27 protein-coding genes are annotated in these 22,859 nt (G+C 69.1%); 4 read left to right on the forward strand and 23 right to left on the reverse strand.

Annotated elements, in window-relative coordinates:
- Positions 1 to 20: 20 nt before the first annotated feature.
- The gene (locus tag OH768_RS19205) at positions 21 to 539 is read left to right on the forward strand and encodes a DinB family protein (RefSeq protein WP_406455210.1); all 519 of its coding nucleotides are present in this window, start codon (positions 21 to 23) and stop codon (positions 537 to 539) included.
- A gap of 6 nt (positions 540 to 545) precedes the next feature.
- Here the strand turns inward: OH768_RS19205 and OH768_RS19210 are convergent, their stop codons facing one another.
- The 3 genes from OH768_RS19210 to OH768_RS19220 are packed head-to-tail and all read right to left on the reverse strand — an operon-like array spanning position 546 to position 2,859.
- On the reverse strand, positions 546 to 1,418 hold the full coding sequence (locus tag OH768_RS19210; RefSeq protein ID WP_406455212.1) for an LLM class flavin-dependent oxidoreductase: 873 nt from the start codon (positions 1,416 to 1,418) through the stop codon (positions 546 to 548).
- A gap of 40 nt (positions 1,419 to 1,458) precedes the next feature.
- A complete protein-coding gene (locus OH768_RS19215; RefSeq protein ID WP_406455214.1) occupies positions 1,459 to 2,031 on the reverse strand; it encodes a dihydrofolate reductase family protein in 573 nt (190 codons plus the stop codon).
- Positions 2,032 to 2,085: 54 nt separating this feature from the next.
- Complete coding sequence (locus tag OH768_RS19220) at positions 2,086 to 2,859, reverse strand: prepilin peptidase (protein WP_406455216.1); 774 nt, start codon at positions 2,857 to 2,859, stop codon at positions 2,086 to 2,088.
- A gap of 123 nt (positions 2,860 to 2,982) precedes the next feature.
- On the opposite strand from OH768_RS19220, the gene OH768_RS19225 reads away from it, so the two are divergent.
- Positions 2,983 to 3,348, forward strand: a complete 366-nt coding sequence (locus OH768_RS19225; RefSeq protein ID WP_406455218.1) for a DUF192 domain-containing protein — start codon at positions 2,983 to 2,985, stop codon at positions 3,346 to 3,348.
- A gap of 78 nt (positions 3,349 to 3,426) precedes the next feature.
- Here the strand turns inward: OH768_RS19225 and OH768_RS19230 are convergent, their stop codons facing one another.
- The 8 genes from OH768_RS19230 to OH768_RS19265 all read right to left on the reverse strand — a co-directional run bounded on the left by OH768_RS19230 (position 3,427) and on the right by OH768_RS19265 (position 11,520).
- Positions 3,427 to 3,993 carry a hypothetical protein gene (locus OH768_RS19230; protein WP_406455220.1) on the reverse strand — a complete coding sequence of 189 codons (567 nt, stop codon included), beginning with the start codon at positions 3,991 to 3,993 and terminating at the stop codon, positions 3,427 to 3,429.
- A 19-nt stretch (positions 3,994 to 4,012) separates the two neighbouring features.
- A complete protein-coding gene (locus tag OH768_RS19235; protein ID WP_406455222.1) occupies positions 4,013 to 5,890 on the reverse strand; it encodes a hypothetical protein in 1,878 nt (625 codons plus the stop codon).
- Positions 5,891 to 6,216: 326 nt separating this feature from the next.
- The gene (locus OH768_RS19240; protein WP_406455224.1) at positions 6,217 to 6,921 is read right to left on the reverse strand and encodes a hypothetical protein; all 705 of its coding nucleotides are present in this window, start codon (positions 6,919 to 6,921) and stop codon (positions 6,217 to 6,219) included.
- Positions 6,922 to 6,943: 22 nt separating this feature from the next.
- Positions 6,944 to 7,216, reverse strand: a complete 273-nt coding sequence (locus tag OH768_RS19245) for a hypothetical protein (protein WP_406455226.1) — start codon at positions 7,214 to 7,216, stop codon at positions 6,944 to 6,946.
- 98 nt (positions 7,217 to 7,314) lie between these two features.
- On the reverse strand, positions 7,315 to 9,525 hold the full coding sequence (locus tag OH768_RS19250; protein ID WP_406455227.1) for a glycoside hydrolase domain-containing protein: 2,211 nt from the start codon (positions 9,523 to 9,525) through the stop codon (positions 7,315 to 7,317).
- 129 nt (positions 9,526 to 9,654) lie between these two features.
- On the reverse strand, positions 9,655 to 10,173 hold the full coding sequence (locus tag OH768_RS19255) for a hypothetical protein (protein ID WP_406455229.1): 519 nt from the start codon (positions 10,171 to 10,173) through the stop codon (positions 9,655 to 9,657).
- Positions 10,174 to 10,741: 568 nt separating this feature from the next.
- The gene (locus OH768_RS19260) at positions 10,742 to 10,930 is read right to left on the reverse strand and encodes a hypothetical protein (protein WP_406455231.1); all 189 of its coding nucleotides are present in this window, start codon (positions 10,928 to 10,930) and stop codon (positions 10,742 to 10,744) included.
- A gap of 95 nt (positions 10,931 to 11,025) precedes the next feature.
- The gene (locus OH768_RS19265; RefSeq protein ID WP_406455232.1) at positions 11,026 to 11,520 is read right to left on the reverse strand and encodes an ATP-binding protein; all 495 of its coding nucleotides are present in this window, start codon (positions 11,518 to 11,520) and stop codon (positions 11,026 to 11,028) included.
- Between the two features lie 222 nt (positions 11,521 to 11,742).
- Here OH768_RS19265 and OH768_RS19270 point away from each other — a divergent pair, with 222 nt between their 5' ends.
- Positions 11,743 to 12,594 carry a helix-turn-helix domain-containing protein gene (locus OH768_RS19270; protein ID WP_406455234.1) on the forward strand — a complete coding sequence of 284 codons (852 nt, stop codon included), beginning with the start codon at positions 11,743 to 11,745 and terminating at the stop codon, positions 12,592 to 12,594.
- A gap of 9 nt (positions 12,595 to 12,603) precedes the next feature.
- Entirely contained in the window at positions 12,604 to 12,795 is a 192-nt protein-coding gene (locus OH768_RS19275; RefSeq protein WP_406455236.1) for a hypothetical protein, read from the forward strand.
- 7 nt (positions 12,796 to 12,802) lie between these two features.
- Here the strand turns inward: OH768_RS19275 and OH768_RS19280 are convergent, their stop codons facing one another.
- From OH768_RS19280 to OH768_RS19335, 12 genes are all read right to left on the reverse strand, one after another.
- Entirely contained in the window at positions 12,803 to 13,390 is a 588-nt protein-coding gene (locus tag OH768_RS19280; protein ID WP_406465335.1) for an OmpA family protein, read from the reverse strand.
- A gap of 55 nt (positions 13,391 to 13,445) precedes the next feature.
- Positions 13,446 to 14,027: a hypothetical protein gene (locus tag OH768_RS19285; protein ID WP_406455238.1), complete on the reverse strand. Its 582-nt coding sequence runs from the start codon at positions 14,025 to 14,027 to the stop codon at positions 13,446 to 13,448.
- 34 nt (positions 14,028 to 14,061) lie between these two features.
- Positions 14,062 to 14,664 carry a pilus assembly protein TadG-related protein gene (locus OH768_RS19290; protein ID WP_406455240.1) on the reverse strand — a complete coding sequence of 201 codons (603 nt, stop codon included), beginning with the start codon at positions 14,662 to 14,664 and terminating at the stop codon, positions 14,062 to 14,064.
- On the reverse strand, positions 14,661 to 14,894 hold the full coding sequence (locus OH768_RS19295; RefSeq protein WP_400978850.1) for a Flp family type IVb pilin: 234 nt from the start codon (positions 14,892 to 14,894) through the stop codon (positions 14,661 to 14,663). Before OH768_RS19295 ends, OH768_RS19290 begins: the two co-directional genes overlap by 4 nt.
- 211 nt (positions 14,895 to 15,105) lie before the next feature.
- Positions 15,106 to 15,975, reverse strand: a complete 870-nt coding sequence (locus OH768_RS19300; protein ID WP_406455242.1) for a response regulator — start codon at positions 15,973 to 15,975, stop codon at positions 15,106 to 15,108.
- A gap of 54 nt (positions 15,976 to 16,029) precedes the next feature.
- On the reverse strand, positions 16,030 to 17,220 hold the full coding sequence (locus OH768_RS19305; protein ID WP_406465337.1) for a sensor histidine kinase: 1,191 nt from the start codon (positions 17,218 to 17,220) through the stop codon (positions 16,030 to 16,032).
- A 389-nt stretch (positions 17,221 to 17,609) separates the two neighbouring features.
- Complete coding sequence (locus OH768_RS19310) at positions 17,610 to 18,500, reverse strand: DUF5936 domain-containing protein (protein WP_406455244.1); 891 nt, start codon at positions 18,498 to 18,500, stop codon at positions 17,610 to 17,612.
- Positions 18,501 to 18,514: 14 nt separating this feature from the next.
- On the reverse strand, positions 18,515 to 19,456 hold the full coding sequence (locus OH768_RS19315; RefSeq protein ID WP_406455246.1) for a type II secretion system F family protein: 942 nt from the start codon (positions 19,454 to 19,456) through the stop codon (positions 18,515 to 18,517).
- Positions 19,457 to 19,467: 11 nt separating this feature from the next.
- Positions 19,468 to 20,808, reverse strand: coding sequence for a CpaF family protein (locus OH768_RS19320; RefSeq protein WP_019072776.1), 1,341 nt, complete (start codon positions 20,806 to 20,808; stop codon positions 19,468 to 19,470).
- Between the two features lie 49 nt (positions 20,809 to 20,857).
- Positions 20,858 to 21,214 (reverse strand): TadE/TadG family type IV pilus assembly protein, encoded by a 357-nt coding sequence (locus OH768_RS19325; protein WP_406455248.1) that lies wholly within the window; start codon positions 21,212 to 21,214, stop codon positions 20,858 to 20,860.
- A 1-nt stretch (position 21,215) separates the two neighbouring features.
- Complete coding sequence (locus tag OH768_RS19330; RefSeq protein WP_406455250.1) at positions 21,216 to 21,599, reverse strand: TadE/TadG family type IV pilus assembly protein; 384 nt, start codon at positions 21,597 to 21,599, stop codon at positions 21,216 to 21,218.
- Positions 21,600 to 21,604: 5 nt separating this feature from the next.
- Complete coding sequence (locus OH768_RS19335; RefSeq protein ID WP_406455252.1) at positions 21,605 to 22,855, reverse strand: CpaE family protein; 1,251 nt, start codon at positions 22,853 to 22,855, stop codon at positions 21,605 to 21,607.
- Positions 22,856 to 22,859: the final 4 nt, after the last annotated feature.

A 22,859-nucleotide genomic window follows, 5' to 3' on the forward strand; every position in this document is an offset into this window, starting at 1 on the left:
GCGCTGCTAATTTCCGAAGCATGGCCGATGACGGGGATGTGGGCATGCCGTACCACGGCGACGAGAAGGCGACGCTGCGCGCGAGCCTGGACCGGGTCCGGGACGCGGTGCTGTGGAAGCTGGACGGTCTTGACGAGGAGCAGGTCAGACGCCCGATGACACCCTCGGGCACGAGTCTGCTCGGGCTGGTGAAGCATCTGGCGTCCGTGGAGTACGGCTGGTTCGTGGAGAGCTTCGGCCGCGAGGTCGAGCCACTGTGGTTCGACCCGTACAAGGGCGAGGACATGAGCGCCGCCCCGGACGAGACGACCGAACAGATCGTCGCCTTCTACGGCCGTGCCCGCGCCGCCGCCGACCGGGTCATCACGGAACTGCCGCTGGACGCGGTCGGCCGCCCGGTGTGGCGCGAGCACTCCGTGTCGCTGCGCTGGGTGCTGGTCGATCTGATCGAGGAGACGGCGAGACACGCGGGGCACATGGACATCGTGCGGGAACTCGTCGACGGGGCGGCCGGGGATCACCGGCCTCCGGGGGCCTGAGGGGAGTCAGGGGACGAGTGCCCCGACCTCCTCCGCCGCGAACCGTACGAAGGCCTCCGGGTCGGGTTCGTCGCCCGTGGGCTGGAGGACGACCGTGTCGGCGCCGGCCTCGGCGAGGCGCTGGACGGCCTTCGCGACGGCGTCCGCGTCACCGGCGACACCGAGGTCGGGTACCGACTCCAGGCCCTCTTCGGCGAGTTCGGCGCGGAGTCGGGCGGCGGCGCCCGGTCCGGTCGCGGTGAGGAGATAGACGACGACCTTGTGCACTTCGGTACGACCCGCCGACTCCCGTCCCTCGTCGATGAGTTGGCGGGCCCGTCGGACGCCGTCCGGGGCGGTGGACGCGGTCAGGACCGTGCCGTCCGCCGCCGCGCCGGAGAGGCGGAGGGTGCGCGGGCCGCCGGCGCCGGCGAGGATCTCGACGGGACCCGCCGGCGGCCAGTCGAGGCCGACGTCGTCGAGCCTGACGTAGCGTCCCTGAGTCGTGAGCCGCTCCCCGCGCAACAGGGCGCGCAGCGCGTCGAGATGCTCGCGCAGCAGGGTCACCGGGGACTCGGCGCGTGCGCCGACCTGGCCCATCCAGTCCTGTACGCCGTGTCCGACGGCGAGGACCGGGCGCCCCGGGAACAGCCGGTACAGCGTGGCGGCTTCCATCGCGGTGATGGCCACGTTCCGCAGCGGGACCGGGAGCAGTCCGACCCCGATCCGCACCCGCTCGCTCCAGGCGAGCGCCGCCGCGGCGGCCGAGATCCCGCCCTCGCGGAAGCAGTCCTCCCACAGCCAGAGCTCTTCGAGCCCCGAGGCGTCGGCGAGTTCGACCACCGCACGGAGTCGCTCGGGGGGCAGTTGGGGACGGAACACCGCGCCGAGTCCAGTCATGGGTTCTTCCTATCCGGTGAGAGCACGGCGGACAACGGATTTACGGGGCGGCCCGCTCGTAGCGCAGCAGGACGACCCCGTTGCCGAAGGTGTGGGTCTCGACGAGGCGGAGCGCGGTGTGGGTGTCGGCCTCGGGGAACATGCGTTTGCCGCGGCCGATGAGGACCGGGTGGACGTACACCTTGATCTCGTCGACGAGGTCGAGCCGGAAGAAGGTGGCGGCGAGATCGGCGCCGCCGAGGCAGAGGTCGCCGCCGGGCTGTTCCTTGAGGGCGCGCAGCTCCTCGGGGACCACCTCGGACACGATGGTCGTGTTCCACTCGGCGGGACCGCCGGGCAGGGTCCGCGAGTACACGATCTTCGGCTTGTCCCGCCAGATGGCGGCGAACTCGGCGGTGACCGCGGAGGCGTCCGGGTCGGCGTCGGCGGTGGGCCAGAAGGCGGCCATCAGTTCGTGGGTGACCCGGCCGTCGACGAAGGCGCCCATGGGCCTGAGGGTGTCGTTCATGTGCTGGTGGAGTTCGTCGTCGACCAGATGCCAGCTGATGTCCCGGTCGGGGCCCTCCAGGAAACCGTCGAGAGACACGGACATCATGTAGGAGATCTTCCGCACGGGTACGTCACCTCGTTCGTCGCCGGCCCCCTGGCTCCCGGGTTCACCACCGTCTCACGCCACCGCGAACGCTCCCAGCACCACACCCGTGAACGCGCCGCCGAGCATGAACGGCCCCAGCGGAATCGCCGTCTTACGGCCCGCCCGGCGCAGCGCGACCATGCCGAGGCCGTACAGCGCGCCGTACAGCACCCCCGCGAAGGCCCCCGTGACGAGCACCGGCCAGCCGTACCAGCCGAGGGCCGCGCCGAGGGCGAGGGCGAGCTTCACATCGCCGAAGCCCATGCCGGCGGGGTTGATGAGATACAGCGCCAAGTACCCGGCGCCGAGGGCGAGTCCACCGAGCAGGGCGGTGAGCCAGGAGCCGGCGCCGGCGGGCAGCAGGGCCGCGACGCCGAGGAGAGCGAGGGTGGCGGCGCCGAGGGGGAGGGTGAGGACGTCGGGGAGGCGGTGCACCCGGTGGTCGACGAGCGCGAGCAGAACGGCCACGGGGGCGGCGAGCAGCCAGACGACGAGTTCGGGGTGGGGGCCGGTGGCCGCGGCGAGGGTCGCGCAGACGAGGGCGGTGGCGGTGGATACGGCGGGGGTGCTGGGGCCGTAGGGGCCGCACCGGCGTGAGCCGTTGATGTCGGTGTCGGTGTCGGCGGTCTCGGTGCAGCGGGCGCGGCCCAGCCAGCCGTCGGAAGGGCCCGTGATCGGGTGGCCGTCGGGGCAACGCCCGTTCCAGGGTTCCTCGGCCTCGACGGAGAGGCGGTGGGCGGCGCGGGGCACCAGCAGGCCCGACCACGCGCCCCACAGGGCACCTACGACGATCAGAATCAGGCGCACGCGGGGACGATATCCGGATGGCGGCGGGCGCGGCATGGGTCCGTGGGCCCATGTGGGGCCCAGTCCGGGGTGGATACGGTCGGTCGGCATCGGATCCGGAGTGGTGCAGGAGGGTGACCTGGCATGGGACGACGTTGGAGTGACGGGCGGGGGAAGCTGGTCGTGCGGGGGACCGCGGGCGCGGTCGCCGTTCCGCTGGAGTTCGCGACCTCCTACCGGGCGCGGACGAAGGGGCTGCTCGGCCGGGACGGGATCGACGGGGCGATGCTGCTCTCGCCGGCGAGCAGTGTGCACACGTTCCGGATGCGCTTCCCGATCGATGTGGCTTACCTGAACCGGAAGTTGGAGGTCGTCGCCGTCCACACGATGAAGCCGGGGCGGCTGGGCCTGCCGCGGATCCGGTCCCGGCATGTGCTGGAGGCGGAGGCGGGGGTCATGGCGGAGTGGGGGGTGGGGGTGGGGGTTCGGGTGACGCTGGAGACGGAGTAGCGGGAGCAAGGGAAGCAGGGGGCAGGTCCGGCAACGGGTGTTCTCCCGGCTCCTCCAACTTCCGCTTCCTTTCCCGGGTCAGGTCGTTCCGGGGTGGCGGGTCCCCGCGTTCCGGCCGGAGTGCTCCCCGTACTCCGACTCCCAGCGGCGCATGTCCTCGGCGTTGCCGACTCTGATGCCGAACGGCCACGTCGGATCGAAGAAGAGCCAGTAGCGGGACTCCAGTTCGAGGGCGAGGCACTTGACCACACCCGCCTCGGGGTTCGAGCCGGCGTCCGTGAAGGGGCGGACCGCCGTGCAGCGGAGGCGGTCCCAGCTGTCGCCGAAGAGCTGTTCGCCCTGGGAGGCCAGGGCGAGTTCGTCCCCTTCCTCCTCGATGGCCGCGAAGAGGTCGACGCCGGCCAGGGTGACCCTGTCCACCACCCGGACCTCCAACTGGCCGTAGCCGCCGACCGATTCCAGACGCAGGGCCCCGTCGTCGAGGAGGACGAAGACGACGAGCGGCTGGGGGACGAACCGGGACATCGTCTCGTCCCGGTCGATCCGGCCCGGCACCAGGACGTCCGTGACGCGGCGCCGGCGGAGCACGTCCTCCGCGGTGCTCCAGGGAGTCGGGCCCGAAGGGGACGGGCTTGCAGGCGGCACAGCTGCTCCTGTCATTCGGTCACTCGGCCTTCTTGGTGATCTGGAGGGACGTGTCCAGGCCCTCGCCGGACTTCAGGACGGTCCAGAAGTCGCCGTTCTCGTGCAGGACGACGGTCACGCCCTTGCCACGGTAGATGAGGCCCTCCGCCTCACCCTTCTTCAGCGTGCCCTTGCCGACGAGCTTGAACGTGCCGTTCTTGATGTTGGCCTCGATGTCCTGCAGGAAGCGCGGGCCGTCCTCCTTGAGCTTCTTGTACTTGGTGCCCAGCGCGTCCTCCAGCAGCTTCTTGTGGCGCAGGAAGTGGTCCTTGAACTTCTTTGGGTCGCCCTGCCGCACGGTCGGCTTCTTGGCCGCCTCCACCTCTTCCTTGGTCATCCGCCCGGCCGCCTCGTCGGCCTCGTCCGCCTGTTTCCGGGCCTCCTCGGCCTCCTTCTCGGCGTCCTCGTCGCAGTCCTCGCCCTGAGCGAGTACGACATACGGCGAGCTGCCGGCGGCCAGGACCGTGGTGCCGGTGCCGCTGCCTCCGAACGTGGGGCCACCGCTGTCGCCGTACGGGATGCGGCGGCCGGGCGCGCCGACCAGGCAGCCGGTCTGCCGGGCCTTCTTCTCCGTTGCCCCGGCCGCTTCGTCGGCCTCCTTGGCCGCCCTCTCGGCGCCTGCCACGTCCCCGGCCTTGGCCGCCTTCTTCGCGTCCTCCGCCGCCTTGGCCGCCTTTTCGGCGAGTTCGCCGAGCTTCCCCAGCTTGCCGATCTTGCCGAGGTCGCCGACCTTCTCGACGATCTTGGCGCCGTCGTAGCCCGGGATGAAGAGGGAGCCGACGTTCCACAGGACGTGGGTGACGGCGCGGGTCTTGTCGCCGTTGTTCCAGTCCTTGGCGACGTCATCGCCGATGAACAGGTCGTAGAGGACCGTGCCGCCCGTCTTGACGGAAGCGCCGGTCCAGTCCCACAGGGCGCCGCCGTAGTCGCCGTCGGACCACTTCTTTCCGGCGTCCTTGGAGTTCTTGGACCAGTCGTCGCCGAGCTGTTTGCCGTAGTCGCCGATGCCCTTCACGGTGTCGATGGGGTGGCGGACCATGCCGTAGATGCCGGTGAGGTCGCCCCAGACGCCGTCGACGAAGAGGCCCTGGCCGACCTGCTTGACCTGGTCACCGGCGCAGCCGAAGAAGGCGCCTACGCCGGAGAAGCAGCCGTCGTTGTCGCCTGCCTGGTCGTCTGTCTGGCCGTCCGTCTTGCCATTTGTCTTGTTGTCGGCGGGGGCGGGCTCGTTGTCGGCGGGGGTGGGCTTGTCGGCGCCCGTTGTGCCGGTCTCGGTGGTGGTAGTGGTCGTGCCGGTACCGCAGGCCATGCCGGTGACCTTGCAGACCTCCGACTGGATGCCGCCGAAGATCTGGGTGCCGAGGCCGGTGACCAGCAGGGCGGTGATGATGGCGGCGACGATGGCGATGAATCCGGCGTACTCGACCGCCGTCTGTCCCTCGTCCCGGCGCCAACGGATCAGCCGGGCAAGGGAGAACGGGCGGCGCTCGACGCGTTCCAGTCCGGCGAGGCCGTACCACTGACGGCTCTCCGGGCGGAACAGGAGGAAGAGGATGACGATCGGGAGGAAGAGCTGGAGGCCGCCGCGGGCGGACCCCGAGACGAGGTTGACGACACCGCCGAGGATCAACCAGCCCTGTACGGCGACGAGTCCGAGCCGGACCCGGGTCCCGCCCTCCCAGCTCCGCCGGGCCAGCCACCAGCCGAGGACGCCCGGCGCGGCGGCGTAGGCGACGAGGGCGACGACCTGGCCGTCGAGCGTGTCGTACGACGCGGCGGTCAACAGCACGCCGAGCCCGCCGACGACGGTGACCGCGAACAGGATGTGCACCAGCGTCAGTGCGGTGGCGAGCGGCACGGGCAGCTCCCGCCGCCCGCTCGGCCCGCTGCCTGGCCCACCAACTCCCCCGCCTGTTCCCCCGATCGAGGCCATGTTTCCCCGTCCCCCGCTGTCTGTCGCTCAACACCACTGGAGCTTCCAGAGGTTAGGGACGAGGCGGATGCCCGAGATGGGCCCGTGGGCCCAAATCGATACCCAGACTCCTGGTGGGCCCGGCTCAGTACGACGCTGTCGGCGGCCGAAGGGGCCCGGAGCCGCACGAGCGAGTGCGGCTCCGAGCCCCTTCCTGTCATCACCTCAGCGAGAGGCCACCTTGTGAGAGCCCGGTCGGCTCAGGTTCGGGTTCAGGCCGCGGTCTCCTGTTGGCGGCTCTCCAGTGCCTTCGCGGCCTTCCGCCTCCCGGAGGCCCGGACGTCGACCGGAGTGCCGGCGCCCTTGCCCGGGGTGTCCTTCCAGACACGGATCTTCTCGACGACCGCGGTGAGACGCGCGTCCCCGGGTTTCACGTCGATGGAGAACAGCGACTCGTCCGGCCTGCTGTCGTCGCCGCCCCATCGGACCACACCGTCGAGTTCGGCCAGGATGTCGCGGATCACCATGAGTTGGAGGGAGAAGAACCCGCCCTTCGACCCGGCCGGGTAGAAGCCCGGGCGGATCTGTACGGCCGTGCCCGAGGCCTGGTTGGACTCCGTCAGTCCCTTCTCGACCTCGCTCGGGGCGCGCCAGCCGATGACATCGCCCTTGCGCAACGCGTCGACCTCGTAGTGGAAGCGGCGGATCACGTGGACCAGGACCGCTTCCACGTCCCCGACGCAGACGTCGATGGAACATTCCGTGCCGGGGACCGGGCGCGTCCACACCGTGGAGATGTCGTTGGTCTTCTCCACCAGCTCCCACCCGTTGAGAGAGGTGGGCCGCGCGGTGTCCTCGGCGTCCGGGGCGGTCTCCTCGGCGGCGGCGGGCGCCGTCGGCAGGAGCCCGCCGGTGAAACCGGCCAGGCCCAGAACTGTCGTGCCCTTTACCGCCGTGCGTCTCGTGATGTGAGCCATCCCGCTGAATCTCCCTTTCGTTTCACTTGTTCTCGATGAAGAACATCAACGCCACCGTGGGAAGGAGGACCAGCAGTGAACTGGCCGTCCAGTAACGCCGTTTGGCGGCGTCCCGCTTTCGGCGCATCGCGAGGTTGACCGGAATCCACAGCCCCAGGAACGCCGCCCACACCGGTACCAGCACCAGCAGCCACGGCAGCATGCCGTCGTTCTCCGTGGGCTCCCGATGCGTGATTCCCAGGCCCGCGAGGGGGTAGTTCACCGCGAACAGCACGAGGGCCCAGACCGGGATCACGGCGACAATCCCCAGGAGGAGATTGACGACGACGGGGGCTGTCCAGGTCCGGCGGGCCGCAGGTGTTCGGGCGGAAGTTCCGGGAGCGGTGCGGGAGTTCATAGATTTCGCACGATCTTGTAGTACTTCTCCAGTACCTGGTACAGGCCGCCGACTTGTCTGCCGTACTCCTGGGCGGCGTCGTTGGTTCCGTTGTAGCGCGCCAGGATCGCCTGGGAATCGGCGTCGCTCGTGTCCAGGCCGGGCCGGGAGAGGCCGATCTGGTAGGCGTTGTAGATCGTCAGGTAGGCGGCCGTCTTCACGTTGTACACCGGATCGTCGTGCAGTTGGGTCCATACGTCCGTGAGGTTCCCCGCCGTTCCCGGGACCAGCAGCGTGCCGTTGATGATTCCCTGCTGAACGCAGTAGTTCCGCGCCTCGATGGCGACCCAGCCGAAGATCTGTCCCCACCCGGTGCTGCAGTCGTCCTTCAGCCCGTTCTGTACGGCGAGATCCGCGACGGGGTCCAACGGGTTGAACTTGCGCAGCTCCCAGAGCATCGGGGCCTGGATCAGTGCCTTGCGCAGTTTGAGCTGGCGGGCGAGTGAGGTGAAGAGCCAGTCCGTGCCGACGACCACATCGAACGCCTTGCTGTTGGATATTCCGCCCAGCGTCGCCCAGTCGCTGTCGGTCCAGCCGTCTCCGCCGGTTTCGGGGACCCCGATGGATTCCAGGTAACCGCGCACTTCCTGCAGCATGGCGTCGCGGTAGGTGTCGTCGAACTCGGTGTCCAGCCCGTCGGTGTACGAGCCGGGGTCGAAGGTGTTCTGGCCCGTGTCCCGGCCGGACGCGACGTTCTTGTCGATCTCGATATAGCCGGTTCCCGATCCGACGCCGACGGTGGCGATCTGGTCGAAAGCCCAGTTGTTGGACAAGGGGTAACCCAGGTTCCCCGAGAAACCGCTCGACATGTCCGAGACGAAGCTGGCGTCGGCGTAGCCCGCCACCATGGCTCGTGAACACACGTTCCGCGGACCGTAGATGCCGACCAGGTACCGGGAGTTCTCCTGGATCACCCGGTAGATCCCGCGGAAGTGCGGAAGGACGTAGTCGGTCACGTCGGCGTCGAGCGCGTCGTAGTCGACGGCGAAGTAGATGCGGGTCCCGTCCTTGAAGCCGTGGTACTTCGCCCACTCGATCGCGTCGTAGGCGTCGTACGTCCCCTGCGGATAGTTGAAGTACGCGTTGCTGCCGCCCCAGGTCTGGTAGATCGGGAAGCAGCTCAGCCCGGCGTCGGCGATGGTCGCCAGTTCGCCGGGCTTGATCACCTTGTCCACGGTCGTGTTGGGAACGTTGGACAGGTAACGGCCGACGTATGTGTAGCCGGCCGCTTTGAGCGCCGCCGCTCTCTCGGCGGTGACGGTGGTGATGCAGTCGCAGGCGGTGCCAGGACGGGACTGGTCACCGTAGGAGACCAGCAGGGACGCCCAGGTGGGGAAGTCGGCGTTTCCGGTCCGGGGAAGACCGACGTAGGCCTGGAAACTCGTCGACTCCGCCGCCAGCGCGGAGGTGTACGAACTTGAGAACACGACACTGGTGCGCTGGTTGAGGATCAGGGCGGCCGAATAGAGGGACACCCAGGCACCCGAGCTTCCCACCGTCAGTGTGTGGGTCTTGATACCCGCCTGGGTCGCCGGGCCGAAGACCCCGTTGGCCACTCCGTCCGCCAGGCCGATCTCGTACTGGATCGCGTACAGCATGGACTTCGCGACATCTCGGGAGTGATGGCCGTCGCAGGGGATGATGAAGAAGTCCGCGCGGTTGACGTAGCGCCCGTTCAGCCACTGCTGGATCGAACGGATACCGGCGCTGCCCACGCTGTCCCCGTAGTCCACCAGCACATAGGGGTCCATGTTGAGCAACGCCTTGAACACCTTCGGCGTCACGTCGCTTCCGGTGTAGACCCCGTCCACACCCATGTCGGCCTTCAGCTTCGTCACGGCGGCCTCGACGCGCGAGTTGTAGGTGCCGTCGATCTCACCGCCGTCGTAGCCCTTGCAGTAGAGGCCAGACTGGATGATCCGGCAGAAGTTGGCGGAAGGGACCGTCGAGGCGTTCAGTTTCGGATACTTCGACGTGAGCGTGCTCAGAGTGGTGGGACCGAAAGTGTCGGACAGTGCGGTGATTCCCAGCTCGTACTGGAGCGCCCGCGTGAGGGCGTACATCGTGTTCCAGCCGGTCTTGCCGTCCTCGTCGACCGTCATGCCGATGACGCTGCCGTACGTTTCGTTCACGAATCTCTGCGCGCGCTCCACTAATTCGTCAGCCATGAGTCCACTTCTCCTGTGGTCGCTTCTGCGATGGGGCAACAAAAGGAGAGGCGTAAGCCGCACGTTCGCTGTGGCCGTTCGACCGCTTTGAACGAGATCGGCTCACGCCTCGTTTCGGTACAGCCGGCGCTAGCAGCTGTAGCTTTCCTTGCCGTTGACGAGATAGCCGGTTTCGGCCTCGGTCTCCAGCAGATACGCCACGGTGAAGCACCCACCCGAGCCGGTCGTTATGTACACAGGGCCGGCATACGAGCTGAAGGTTCCGGAGTCATAGCCGCAGGCGGTGCTGGTCGTGGTGCCCGGACAGGCCTGCAGATACATCCAGTTGGCGCCGCCGGGAGTCTGGTTGTAGAAGACGATGCAGAGGTACCCGCCGCCCACGTAGGCGGCCATGCTGCCGCTGACCGCCCCCGTGTCGCCGGGCAGGGAGGCGTCGATGTAGGCCAGGGTGTTGTAACTCCCGCCGCACACCGTCGAAGCGGCGGCGACGGCCTGCGGGTTCGACGCGGCGGCCTCGGCGGTGGCGGTGTCGGCCCCCGCCGCCAGCCGGACCGCGACGCCGTCGCTGCGGGTCGCGACGGCGGAACCCGTCGGTCCGGGGCTCTGGGCCAGCGAAGCCTGAGTGGTCAGGCCCAAAAGAACCAGCACCGCGAAGGACACGGTCGCTAAACGCCGTATCATGAACAGGGAACGCACAGATTCCACTCCTGTCGTGTTCCACCGCGCGGCATCCCGGTTATACGGTTGGTAGCCTGGGCCGGGATGCCCGCAGTTGAGGTGATATCGCATTCGGAGATCTTGATGTCATCCGTGGGAGTACCGGCGGATGATTTTCTCAGGCGGTAAGGGAACGGACCAAGTCCGGTGCGCGCCGAAACATCCCGATTAGTTCGTTGCAAGCGGTTACTTGGAACGCACTCGTGATTGCATCGGTATGAAATTCGTGCACAACCAAAAGCGGCGTTCAAGCGTCTCGGGGCAGTTTCTTCGGCGGTGTACGCGCGCTGTCTACCAGAGCTGTTTCAAAGTCCGGTCGGTCAGGTGAAGTTCAGAACCGGAGCCTCGATGTGCCGTCAGCCTGTCACCCTCCGCCTCGTCAAGTCGCCTGTGCCGGCCGGGCGTTCGGGCTGTCGCCGGCGGAGAGGCCGGTCGGGCTGCCGGACCCGCGCCATCGCCGGAGCGTGCGTCACCCGCTCCTGGCTCCGCGTCCGGATCGTCAGCGGTTCAGATCCATGACACCCACTCCGAGCCCGTCATAGGCCTCGGGAGCGACAGTTGCCACCAATGCGCCCTCGGGCAGCGCCAGGTTCGGCCGCGCGACATGTATGGCTGCCGCGATGCCGAAGGCAACACCGTCGCGACAGAGTTCGGCGACCGTCCCGGGGCGCTCGCACTCGGCCTCCAAGGGCACAGGACAGGCACCCACAGACATACGTCGTCACCGGCCGCCGCCGCATGGATGAGCGCGGAAACCTGCTTGTTGCCGCACGCCGGGCACCTTCACCCGTACGTCCGCCCGCCCGCCGGATACGCACAGGCCCCCTCACGCGGCAGCATCGCCCACATCCGTGTTCCGCCACCGGGTTCGCGCGCGTCACCGAAGCCCCACTCGCCGACACAGGCCCGGACCACACAGGACAGGACCCGCAGGTTGGCGCGACGGCGGGTGTCGCAGGCGGCTGCGAGGCGGGGGTTGGTGTGGCGGGGGTGCGCGTCGTAAAGAATCACCCGGAGGGCGCCGTCGCGGTAGCGGAGCGATACGTAGACCTCGGCGGCGGGGGTGAAACGGCAGGCACAGGCGGCCAGTTCGCTCACTGTCTGCACGGCCGCGTCCGTCATGTCGGCGAGGCCGTGCGCCTGGAGGATCGTTCGGGTCGCCGCGCGGGCGACGGCTGGGCTCTGCGGGGCCGCGGGGAGGGTGAGGCTGTACGAGAGGGTTTCGGGGGCGGGGGGTACGGGTGGCGGGTCGGCGAGGGTCGGGGTCGAGCAGGTCATGGCAACTCCCTTGGTCAGAGGGCGAGTCGGGCTCCGCGCGGTGGCCTGTCCCACGCCGGGATGCACTTCCGCGGGGCGGAGGGGTCGTAGTCGATCCGTCACTGACGGTAGAGCAGAAAGTGACACTCGTGCCACCCAGTCATGAATATTGCCTCCGACGAGTTGGACCAGTGGGGCGAACGCGAGGCAGACTGATCCCGATCGAACGGGGAGGAAGGTGCGATGCCGACACGGCCCACGCCGACGGAGCGTCAGCAGCGCCTGGGTGCCGAGTTGCGGAAGATGCGGCTCGCAGCGGGCAGGACCACGGAGTACGCCGCTGGACTGCTCGGGCTGGACCGCACGAAGGTGTCGAACATGGAGTCGGGCATTCGCGCGACGTCACCCGAGCGCATCCGGATACTCGCCAGCAACTACGACTGCGCGGACCAGGCCTACGTCGAGGGACTGGTGGCCATGGCCGACTTCCGGAAGCGGGGCTGGTGGGAACAGTACCGAGGAAACCTTCCCCAACGGCTCCTGGATGTCGCCGAACTGGAGTGGTTCGCCACTCGGTTGCAGACACTGCAGACCGTGCATGTCCCCGGGCTGCTCCAGTTGAGCGGATACGCTCGCGCGATCTTCGACGCCGCGTTGCCCGCGCTGCCCAAGTCGGAGGTCGAGTTGCGGGTGGCCCAGCGCGCCCAGCGGCAACAGGTCCTGGAGCGCGAGAACCCCGTCGAGTACTTGGCATACGTCCACGAGCTGGCTCTGCGTATGCAGTTCGGCGGACCACGGGCGACCCGAGAGCAACTCCAGTACGTCTGCAAGATGTCCGAGCGCGAGAACATCGACGTCCGGGTCCTCACCGTCGAGGTCGGCGCCTTCCCGGGAGCGGGCCACGCCGTGATGTACGCCAACGGCGCCGTGGCCGAACTCGACACCGTGCAGTTGGACTCCGCCCACGGCGGCGAGTTCACTCACTCCGAGGCCCAACTCGCCAAGTACCGGGCGCATATGGACTGGTGGCACACCAAGTCGCTGGACTCGCACGCATCACGGGACTTCATCCAGTCCATCGCCCGTCAACTCTAGGGAGCCACCATGGCTGACATCACCTGGGAAGAGCCCTTCTGCGCCGAAGGCAACAACTGCTTCCGCATAGGCACCGATGACGACGGCAACGCCTACATCGCGGTCGCCGGACAGGAGCACCAGTACCTGACCGACAGCCGCGATGCGCTCCGTACCCTCATCCGGGACATCAAGGCGGGGAAAGCGGACCACCTGTTGTGAACGTGACTCAGCTCGACGTGCGCGGGAAGGTCACCTCGACCCTGCGGTTCTTCTTGCGGCCGGCCTCCGTGGAGTTGTCGGCGATCGGGTACTGCTCGCCGTAACCGCGTACTTCGAAGGTGATGTTCGGGTCGTTCAAGTCAGCGTCCAGGACGGCCTGTACAGCGTCGGCGCGCTGCTTGGAGAGGACGTCGCCGTGGGCGGAGGAGCCGAGGTTGTCGGTGAAGCCGAAGACGCGGACCGTGGTCGCGTTCTGCTTCTTGATCTCCGCGGCGATCGCGTCGATACGGGACTTCGACGCGGCGCTCAGCTTCGCGCTGTCCTTGCTGAAGAGGACCTCGGCCTGGAGGGCGAAGGTCACGTCCGAGTTGGTGTCCTCGCGGCGTTCCTCGCCGCCCTGGTCCTCCACGACGGACTTGATGTCCAGGACCTTGGGGGCGGCGAGCGTGGCGCCTTCGGGGAGCTTCAGGTCGGGGTCGTTCGGGTCGACCTGCACCGGGGCGGAGGCGGAGACCTCGGTGCCCGGGGGGACGCTGGGGCTCGGGGTGTCGTCGGCGTGGGCCGCGACGGCGCCGACGAGGTTCGCGGCGACCATGAGGGTGGCGGCGGTGACGACGAGGGGGAGGCGGAGAGTGGTGGTCACTGTGGCCTCACCCGGAGATCTTGATGGTGCCGCTGGCGAAGGTGGGCAGTTGCAGGGTGACTTCGGACGTGCTCGACGGCGGCGCCGGGAACTGCATGAAGACCGGAAGGGTCTGACCGGCGTTGAGGGTTCCGAAGTCCGTTGTCGTCAGTGGCCGTCCGTCCGTGTCGCGCAGCACGTAGTAGCGCTTCTTCGCCGTGGAGTCCACGAGGGTCGCGCCACCGAGCGACGTGCCGTGCCGCAGGATCTCGGTCTCGTCACCCCGCAACGCCACTGGAATCACGACGGACTTGTCGCCGTCGTTCTTCATGACGCCGTTCACGGTGAGGAAACCGCCCGCATCGCGATTGGCGGAGGTGATCTGGAGCGACAGCCCGTCCGGGCCGGTGAGTTCGGCCAGAGGTGCCTCGGACTGCCCCTCCTGGGCACTCGGCTGGGATCCACCGGTCTTCGAGGGGGACGCCGAAGTGTCGGGCTTCTTGGCGTCGTTCCCGCTCCCGCCGCAACCGGCCGCACCGAGGGCCAGACCCGCCGCAACGGTCAACGCCACCATCCCCCTGCGGGCCTGCGCAGTGAACCGAATGCTCATCACTCTGCTTCCTTCGTCACTCGTCGTTCGCTTGTCAGTCGGCCAGATGGACGTCGAAGAGGTCCTCGGGTCCCGGGAGACCGGTGGGGTCGGTCGGGTCGACGTCCCACTTCCTGCCGTCCTTGCAGGTGAGTTGCGGCAGCACGGTGTTCCCGGCACCCGCGCCGGGGAGTTCGAAGGTGCAGAGCGGCTCGATGACCGCCGCGGCGGAGGCCTTCGACCTCTTGCCCGCCGTGACGGGGACGATGGACTTACCCATCGTCTTCGTGGTCTGCACATTGACGTCGTAGCGCATGTCGAAGGCGTTCGGATTGCACCCCAGCACATTGGCGTCGTTCTGGGCCGCGAGCTGGTCGGCCCGTCCGCACCCGTCGAACTCCACGCCCTTGCCGTGGAAGACGTCCTGCCACTTGGTGGGGTCGAGTATGTCGGTCACCCACTCGTCGGCGAGTTGCTTACGGGTGTCCTGTGCCGCCGCGAGCGCCGCCGCGTCGGCGGCTGTCTGGGCGCCGCTCCGGTTCACCGTGGCCTGGCCGACCGCGAAGTACGCCAACGCAAGGAAGAGCAGACCCCCCACCACCGTGATGTAGATGGGGAAGGCCTGCCCTGCGTCTCCGTACCGGCTCGGTCGTGTCAACCGCCGACCTGGTTGATCAGACCGGTGATCTTTCCGAGGATCGTCGACCCGATGCTCGTACCCGTGATGGCCAGCACGATCGCCACGACCACCGCGATGATGCCCAGGTACTCCACCGCGGTCTGCCCCTCGTCGCCGGCGCGGCGCCGAACGGCCGCGACGGTCGTGTTCTTCCAACTGTTCACGCGGACCTTGGTCGCGACGGCGGTCTTCAGCATCAGGTCGCTCATGGTGTTCCCCTCCGAGTGACGCGTTACCGGCTTCCTCGTCGCCGGTGGCGCTTTCGACAGGAGAACGGTATGCCTCAACGGCCCCCGTGTCAGAGGGTCCCAGGGCCCAATCCCGGGCCCAATCGGAGTCCCAACCGTCGCACTGGGCCCGTTGGTTGTCTCGTCCGGCCCGCAGGCCCAAGACGTGGGTCCCCCGTCGCGTCGCCACAGCTCACCCCAGCCCTCGCGCTGAACCCGGCGCCGTACCAAGCCACTTGGCGGCGGCCTCGGAGCGGCTCGTGCTGTGGAGTTTGGCGAAGATGCGGTTGATGTGGTTCTTGACGGTCTTCTCGGAGATGAAGCAGGTGGCGGCGATCTGCTGATTGGTCATGCCGGACGCGATGTGGTCCATGATCTCCGCCTCCCTCGCGCTGAGTTGGAACCGTGACCTGTCCGACGCCAACTGTCGCACATTCGGTTGCAATTGCGAAAGCCCTTTGGATGAAGTCGGTGATGGCAAGGCCGTTGCGGGTTCCATCGCATGTGCATTTGCACTTAGTTGAGGCTCGTATGAGCCCAGGCCCTCGGGCAGTGCCGGGCCGGTCCGTTCCTGGCGCAGCTGGGCCAGGAGCGCGCCCGCAGCCGACGGCGTGAAGTGGGCCCTGCCCTGTTTGATGTCCCTTACGGCGGCCACCAGTTCGTCCGCCGTGAACTCGCCGTGAACCAGGTAGCCGCCCGCCCCTCGGCGCAGCGCCTCCTGGACGATCTCCGACTCCCTGCTGTACGTGAGCATCACGACCGGGGCGATCCCCACCAGGTACGGAAGCGCGGAGATGCCGTCCACGCCCGGCATGCGTACGTCCAGGAGGACCACGTCGGGGCGGTGCAGCCGGGCCGCCTCGTAGGCCTCGCGGCCGTCCGTCGCCTCTGCCACGACCGTGATGTCCGCGCGGCCCGACAGCAGTGCCGTGAGGCCGGCCCGGACCACCGGGTTGTCGTCGGCCACCACCACCCGAAGGGGTGAAGTCGGCGCGGGCTGCGGGAAGTTCGGGAACGGGTTCGGCTGCGGCGCGCCGGGGTGGGGCGTCGTGTGGTCCGGCATGGCTGCCTCCTCTCGGGTCGTAGTCGTAGTCGTAGTCGTGTGCGTGCGTTGTGGTTACGTCTTCGCCGTCAGGGCTTCCAGCGGGAGTTCCAGGCGGACTTCCGTGCCCTGGGGGTGGCCGCCCCGGCCGATGCGGATACGGGCGCCCACCGAGGCCGCCCGCTCCACCATGCCGACCAGGCCGAAGTGGCCCGCCCTGCGCAGCTGTTCGAGGGTCGTGCCGGGAGGGAGGCCGCGGCCGTCGTCGTAGACGCTGATGCGGAGCAGGCTGTCGTGGACTCCGGCCCGTACGTCGACCTTGGTCGGGGTCGCGTGGCGGTGGGCGTTCTCCATCGCCTCCGTCGCGATGGTGAGGAGTTGCCGCGCCACGGCGGGCGGGACCGGTGGTACGCCGTGTGCGCCGGTGGGGCGGTAGGTCGTGGGCAGTCCGGTTCTGGTGCTGAAGTCCCTTGTACGGGCGGCCAGTTCGACGAGTACGTCCGTGCCCTCGCCGGGGTCGGACTCGCGGCGCAGGTCCGCCAGGAGTTCGCGGGACTCCGCGGCGGCCCGGCGCGCCGAGCGGGCCACCAGTTCCGCCTGCTGTTTCACCAGGGCCGGGTCCATGCGGTCCGCGCCCGCCGAGCCGACCAGGCCGTCCGCCGCGAGTGCCACGCCGTGCAGGGTCTTCGCCACCGAGTCGTGCAACTCGCGGGCCAGGCGGGCCCGTTCGGCTCCTACCGCCTCTGTTACGGCGAGCCTCGCCTGGACCGTCGTCAACGCCGTCGTCGCTTCGCCGAAGCGGAGCATCAGGTTGCGCAGGGTCACTCCCACCGCGCCGGCGATCACGCACAGGCCGGGGAGGAGGGAGGCTTCCGCGACGCCCCGGTGGGCGTCGGCCGCGGCGGTCTGCGCCAGGAGCAGGATCACGGCCTGGAGACCGGCGAAGCAGCCGGCGCCGCGCCAGCCGTAGACGATGCCGGCGAGCAGGGGGGTGCAGACGCTGACGTAGGCGAGGGTGCTGGTGGGGCCGGCGGAGATGAGGAGCAGGGCGGCGAAGAGGGTGTCCAGGGCGAGGAGGGAGGGGTGGCGGAGGAGGAGGGGGCCGAAGCGTTCCCAGTCCCTGAACAGGACGTAGGAGGCCATGAAGGTGACGACTACGGCTGCGCCCACGAGGCGGGTGGCCACGCCGGGGTTGGCGTTGAGGAGGGCGGAGGGGGCGGCGAGGGCGATCATCGCGAGGCGGAAGCCGAAGACCTGCCGGCACATTGCCTGTAGGGCGCTGATCTGGATGGGGAGGGCCACTCCCCGGCCTTCGGCCGGGATCGTGCTCCCACCCGAACCACCCGCACTACCTTCGTCGTCAGGTGCGGCTGGCCCCTGCGGGGCGCCCCCGCCGTCGGCGGCCAGCCGTTCCGCCTCCGGCTGGGGTGCCGGAGCCGGCACCCCAGGCAGCCTCGCCCCCGGCTCCACCGGCGTCCACCCCGGCGGCAGAGCCGGCGTCACCGTCGTGACCGGTATGTCCGACGCCCCGGACCGGACATGGTCGGGCAGGACGGTTCCCGCCGGTGGGGTCGTGATCTCCGCCGGCTTCGGGCGTCGTCGTAGTCGTCCCGTTCGTTCCTCCGTCGTGGCCACCCGTCCCTCGCCCCCGTCCCCTACTTGCCCGTGATCGTGCTGAAGTCCGTGCCGGAGCCGAGGAGGAGGCCCGCACCGAGGAGCAGCATCGTGGCCGGGACCATGAACGTGGTGATCATCATGGTGGCCTTGGGGACCGCGCGAGCCGCCTTCCTCCGCGCGTTCTGCGCGTCCGTGCGGCGCATGTCCTTCGCCAGGGCGACCAGGGTGTCGACGATCGGCGCGCCCAGCTCCTCGCCCTGCTGCAACGCCGTGACGAACATGGCGACCTGCTCGCTGTCGTTGCGCCGGCGCAGTTCCGCGAAGGCCGCGCGGCGGCTCATGCCCAGGTCCATCTGCCTCAGCGTGATGCGGAGTTCGTCCGCCCACGGGCCCTCGTACTTCGACGCCACCCGGTCCAGCGCCTGGCGGAAGCCCAGTCCCGCGCTCACCACCACCGCCAGCACGTCCAGGAAGTCCGGCAGGGTCCGTTCGATCACGTCCCTGCGGATGCGGATCGCCGACCAGATGCCGACCTCCGTCCAGCCCGCGCCGAAGGCGAACAGGATCAGGGCGAGGAGGTAGTTGCCCTTGAGCAGGAAGATCAGGCCGCCGAAGCCGCCGAGGAAGCCGTAGACCGCCCGGCGGGCCGCGTAGCGGTCGATGGTCAGGCCGCCGGGGTTGCCCGCGAGGTCTATCTTGCGGCGGTACTTGGCGACCTGCTTGGGGCCCATCAGGCGCAGGACCGTCGGGGCGTAGCGCATGCCCAGGCGGTCCACGACGGAGTCGACCGCGCCGGTGCGGGTCGCGCCGACCTCCAGGGCGAGGACCAGGTCGGTGGGGAGTTTCGCGTCCGCGCGGTACATGCGGATGCCGGCGAAGATGCCCCACACGCTGAGGCCCATGACCAGTCCGAGGACGAGTGCCGTCATCAGGTTCCCCCCTCTCAGACGTCGATGCGGGACAGGCGGCGGATGAGGACGAAGCCGACCGCGTACAGCCCGAACGCGATGATCACGCAGGCCTGGCCGATCGGGGAGCCCGTCATCCGGTCCAGGGCGCCGGGTTTGACGCCGTTCATCAGGAAGAGGGCGCCCACGCCCATCACCGGAACGGCGTACGAGGTCATGTTGACCTGGGAGAGCTGGGTGCGGACCTCGCGGCGGGTCTCCTTGCGCTCCTCCAGGGTCTCGGTGAGGTTGCGCAGGGCGCTGACCACCTGGCCGCCGGCCCGGTTGGAGAGCACCAACGTGGTGACCAGGACGACGAGTTCGCGGGAGGGGAGCCGGTCGGCGAGTTCGCTCAGCGCTTCGTCCATCGAGGCGCCGACCGCCAACTGGTTGGCCACCTTGGCGAGTTCCTCCCCGGCCGGTGCCTCCAGCTCCTCCGCCGCCATGCTGATCGAGGTGCGCAGGGCGAGGCCGGCGTGGGTGGCGTTGGCCATGATGCGGGCCAGTTCGGGGAGTTGGTTGATGAACTTCTCGATGCGTTTCTGGCGCTGCCAGTTGAGGAACTGGATCGCCACCCCGATGCCCAACAGCCCCGCGATCGGGCCGAAGAAGGGCGCCAGGGATGCTTGGCCGATCAGCCAGAGCGCGGCCACCGTGGCCAGCATGTAGACGAAGAACTCGCCCGGAGTCATGTCCAACCCCGTTGCCGCCAGCCGCAGTTCGAGCTTGCGGCCGAGACGGGTGCGGCGCAGTCTGCGGTCCAGGCCGCGGAAGCGGCGGGCGCGGCCGAGCGGGATCTGTCCGGTCGACGACAGCCGGTCGACCAGGGCCGCGCGCTGCGCCCTGCCCGTGGCGTAGGCGTGCACGCCGGCCACACCCAGGACGCAGGTCAGCAGGGTGACGCCGGTGGTGAGCGTGACGATCGTCTGGAGATCCATGGGGTCGGTCCCTACCTACTGGCTTCTCTGAGGGCTAGGTGTTCCGTGCTCTGGGCGACGCCGAAGGCCTGCGGCAGGGGCTGGCTCGCCATGTAGAGGCGGTCGGCGGTGCGGCGCGAGAGCGGGAAGTACTCGAAGACGCCGTAGATCCGGCCGTCGGCCGCGATGGGCTGCGGGCTGAAGCGGGCGACCGTCGCCAGGCGGTACGGCTCGCTGCCGTGGCTGTCGAGGAGGGCGATCTCGGTGATCCGGCGGGCGCCGTCGGCGAAGCGGGTGAGCTGGATGATGACATCGATGGCGCTGTTGATCTGGTCGTGCAGCGCCTCGAAGGGGATCTCCACCTCGGACATGGACGCCAGGGTCTTGAGGCGCATCAGCGCGTCCTCCGCGCTGTTGGCGTGGACGGTGGCGAGGGAGCCGTCGTGGCCCGTGGACATCGCCTGGAGCATGTCGAGGGACTCGCCGCCGCGGACCTCTCCTACGACGATGCGGTCGGGGCGCATCCGCAGGGAGTTGCGGACGAGGTCGCGGATGGTGACCTGGCCCTTGCCCTCGACGTTCGGGGGGCGGGCCTCCAGCCGGATCACGTGCGACTGCTGGAGCTGGAGTTCGGCGGAGTCCTCGATGGTGATGATGCGTTCCGTCTCCGGGATCAGGCCGGAGAGGGCGTTGAGGAGGGTGGTCTTCCCGGTGCCGGTGGCGCCGGACACGATGATGTTGAACTTGGCGTGCACCAGGCCCGCGAGGAGATACAGCATGTGCTCGTCCAGCGAGCCGAAGCCGACCATCTCCTGGAGCGTGAAGGAGCGTGGGAAGCGGCGGATGGTGAGCGTGGCGCCGGTCAACGACAGGGGCGGAATGATGACGTTGACGCGTTCGCCGGACGGCAGTCGCGCGTCGACCATCGGATTCGACTCGTCCACGCGGCGGTTGACGGTCGACACGATCCGCTCGATCGTCTGCATCAGCTGGTCGTGGGAGGGGAAGCGCAGCGGCAACTGCTCGACGCGGCCGCCGCGTTCGACGAAGATCGCGTCCGGGCCGTTCACCATGATCTCGGTGATCGACGCGTCCTCCAGGAGCGGTTCGAGGATGCCGAGGCCGAGCGCCTCGTCGACGACCCGGCGGATCAGCTGCGAGCGCTCGACCGTCGAGAGAACCGGGCCCTCACGGCTGATGATGTGCCCGAGCACCCGCTCCAGGCGGGCCCGTCGCTCGGCGGCGGCCAGCGCGCTCATCTCCGCGAGGTCGATCTCCTCCAGGAGTTTGGCGCGGTACGAGGCGACCATGTGGCCTTCCTCGCCCCGATGGCCGTTCTCCTCGGGATGGTTGACGCGTTCCCGCAGACCCATGAGTGCTGTGCTCCTCGCTCCTTGTTCAGTCGAGCCCTGTTGTTCGGTGTCAGTGGTCGAGCGGCATGGTGGCGGTCTTGCTGGCGTTGCCGAAGCCGTCGTAGCCGGGGATGACGGACGGGATGTGGATGGAGGCGGTGACGGTGACCGTGTCGCCGCCGAACGTGGCCGGACAGCCGGTGACCGTGAGCCGGGCGCTGACCGCGTCGCTGCAGGCCGGCTGGGCACCCTGGCGGAGCGAGGCGCTGCGCGCGCCCGCCCGGGCCGCCGTCCCCGCCTGCTCCGCGGTGTAGGCGATCAGCCCGAGCTGTACGGCGGCCAGGGTGACGAGGATCAGGATCGGGATGAACCCGAGGTATTCGATGGCGACTTGACCGCGGTCGCGCGCTCTGTGGCCGTAGAACATCTCAGTTCGTCGCCTCCTCTACGGCGCCCGCGTGGGCGTGGACCGTGAAGGGGAAGGCGATCGAGCCGGGGAAGAGGATGGGCACGTCGAGCGTGACGTCGGCCGTGACGAACCCCGTGCCCCCACACCTCACTTCGGCCCCGTCCCTCCACGCGGCGGACAGCTTGCTGAGGCCCGCCTGCTCGCAGGCGGCCTGGCGTTCGCCCCGTGTGGCCGCCGTCCCCGCCCGTACCGCCTCGTCGGCAGCATTCCCCGCGAGCGTGTAGGTGTACCCCACCAGCACGAACTGCCACATCAGCACCAGCGTCAGAATGATCAGCGGGGTCATGCCGAGGAACTCGATGGTGACCTGGCCCCGGTCTCTCCTCAGGACGGACATACGCATCCCCCTCACTCCCTACGGCGCCGGAAGCTCACCGAGCCGCGATCGCCGCCGCCCCGCGACCGGCCGCCCTTCTGGGCGCCTTCGGGGACCTTGACCAGTCCGAGTTCGCCCGCGAGACCCCAGAGGGCCTGTTTGACCACGCTCTTGTTGTCGAGTTCGTGGAGGCGGCCGGCGTCCACCGCGCCCTGGAGTTCCCTGAAGTTGGCGGGGATCGCGGTGGCGGCGACCGCCGTGCCGGTGATCCGCTGGATGAGGGCGGGCTGTATCTCCGTACCGCGGGTGTGCCGGTTGACGACGATGGTCGTCTCCTCGGCCTTGCGGATCTGCAGCCGGTCCCACATGCGGACGGTGCGCTTCGCGGCGCGTACGGCGACCACGTCCGGGGTGGTGAACAGCAGTGCCGTGTCGGCCATTTCGACGGCCGCCGCGCTCGCGCCGCTCATCTGGGCGCCGCAGTCGATGACGACGACCTCGTAGCGGGAGCGCAGGGCGCTGACGATCTGGCGGGCGGCCCGGTCGGTGACCTCCTCGCCGCGTTCGCCCTCGCCGGGGGCGAGCAGCAGCGCCATCCCGGTGTCGTGCCGGAACACGGCGTCGGCCAGGACGCGCGGCGAGATGTCGGTGATCGCGGCGAGGTCGACGACCGAGCGCCGGAACTGGACGTCCAGGTAGGAGGCGACGTCGCCGGTCTGGAGGTCCATGTCGACGAGCGCGGTGGTACGGCCCGACGTCTGGGCGGCGAGGGCGAGTTGGATCGCGGCGAGGGTGGCGCCGACCCCGCCCTTGGCGCCGCTGACCGTGACGACGGTGCCGCCGACGCCGGTGAACACGTCGCCGCCGTGGCCCAGATGGCGGCGCACGCCCACGGACCAGGCGGCGACGGCCTGGACCCGGGTGGCCAGCTCCTCGTAGCTCAGCGGCAGGGCGATGAGGCCGCGGGCGCCGGAGTCCATGGCGGCCTGGAAGAGGCCGGGGCTGGCGTCCGTGGTGACGAGGATGACGCCCACCGCCGGGAAGCGCAGGGCGACTTCACGGACCAGCTCCAACGCCGGGACGGGACCTATGCGTTCATGCACCACCACGACCTCGGGCAGCTCGTCGACGGACTCGGCGGCGAGCCGGGCCAGGGTGTCGACGAGCTGCGTCGAGTCGGCCACCGGGGCCACCGGGTCGGCGTCCGGGAGCTGGCTGAGCAGGGTCGTGATGGCGCGGATGGCGTCCGCGTCACCGACCGCCGGAAGAATCCTGGTGGGCATGCGG

This window comes from Streptomyces sp. NBC_01622 (assembly GCF_045209635.1).
Taxonomy (GTDB): domain Bacteria; phylum Actinomycetota; class Actinomycetes; order Streptomycetales; family Streptomycetaceae; genus Streptomyces.

Bases quoted from the DNA above. Each gene is read 5' to 3' on its own strand.
- OH768_RS19210 (WP_406455212.1), bottom strand. From the start codon at position 1,418: ATGACTGGACTCGGCGCGGTGTTCCGTCCCCAACTGCCCCCCGAGCGA.
- OH768_RS19315 (WP_406455246.1), bottom strand. From the start codon at position 19,456: ATGGATCTCCAGACGATCGTCACGCTCACCACCGGCGTCACCCTGCTG.
- OH768_RS19275 (WP_406455236.1), top strand. From the start codon at position 12,604: ATGGCTGACATCACCTGGGAAGAGCCCTTCTGCGCCGAAGGCAACAAC.
- OH768_RS19305 (WP_406465337.1), bottom strand. From the start codon at position 17,220: ATGTGCCGGCAGGTCTTCGGCTTCCGCCTCGCGATGATCGCCCTCGCC.
- OH768_RS19285 (WP_406455238.1), bottom strand. From the start codon at position 14,027: ATGAGCATTCGGTTCACTGCGCAGGCCCGCAGGGGGATGGTGGCGTTG.
- OH768_RS19280 (WP_406465335.1), bottom strand. From the start codon at position 13,390: ATGGTCGCCGCGAACCTCGTCGGCGCCGTCGCGGCCCACGCCGACGAC.
- OH768_RS19325 (WP_406455248.1), bottom strand. From the start codon at position 21,214: ATGTTCTACGGCCACAGAGCGCGCGACCGCGGTCAAGTCGCCATCGAA.
- OH768_RS19330 (WP_406455250.1), bottom strand. From the start codon at position 21,599: ATGCGTATGTCCGTCCTGAGGAGAGACCGGGGCCAGGTCACCATCGAG.
- OH768_RS19335 (WP_406455252.1), bottom strand. From the start codon at position 22,855: ATGCCCACCAGGATTCTTCCGGCGGTCGGTGACGCGGACGCCATCCGC.
- OH768_RS19250 (WP_406455227.1), bottom strand. From the start codon at position 9,525: ATGGCTGACGAATTAGTGGAGCGCGCGCAGAGATTCGTGAACGAAACG.
- OH768_RS19240 (WP_406455224.1), bottom strand. From the start codon at position 6,921: ATGGCTCACATCACGAGACGCACGGCGGTAAAGGGCACGACAGTTCTG.
- OH768_RS19310 (WP_406455244.1), bottom strand. From the start codon at position 18,500: ATGACGGCACTCGTCCTCGGACTGGTCATGGGCCTCAGCGTGTGGGGC.
- OH768_RS19320 (WP_019072776.1), bottom strand. From the start codon at position 20,808: ATGGGTCTGCGGGAACGCGTCAACCATCCCGAGGAGAACGGCCATCGG.
- OH768_RS19270 (WP_406455234.1), top strand. From the start codon at position 11,743: ATGCCGACACGGCCCACGCCGACGGAGCGTCAGCAGCGCCTGGGTGCC.
- OH768_RS19265 (WP_406455232.1), bottom strand. From the start codon at position 11,520: ATGACCTGCTCGACCCCGACCCTCGCCGACCCGCCACCCGTACCCCCC.
- OH768_RS19300 (WP_406455242.1), bottom strand. From the start codon at position 15,975: ATGCCGGACCACACGACGCCCCACCCCGGCGCGCCGCAGCCGAACCCG.
- OH768_RS19295 (WP_400978850.1), bottom strand. From the start codon at position 14,894: ATGAGCGACCTGATGCTGAAGACCGCCGTCGCGACCAAGGTCCGCGTG.
- OH768_RS19205 (WP_406455210.1), top strand. From the start codon at position 21: ATGGCCGATGACGGGGATGTGGGCATGCCGTACCACGGCGACGAGAAG.
- OH768_RS19225 (WP_406455218.1), top strand. From the start codon at position 2,983: ATGGGACGACGTTGGAGTGACGGGCGGGGGAAGCTGGTCGTGCGGGGG.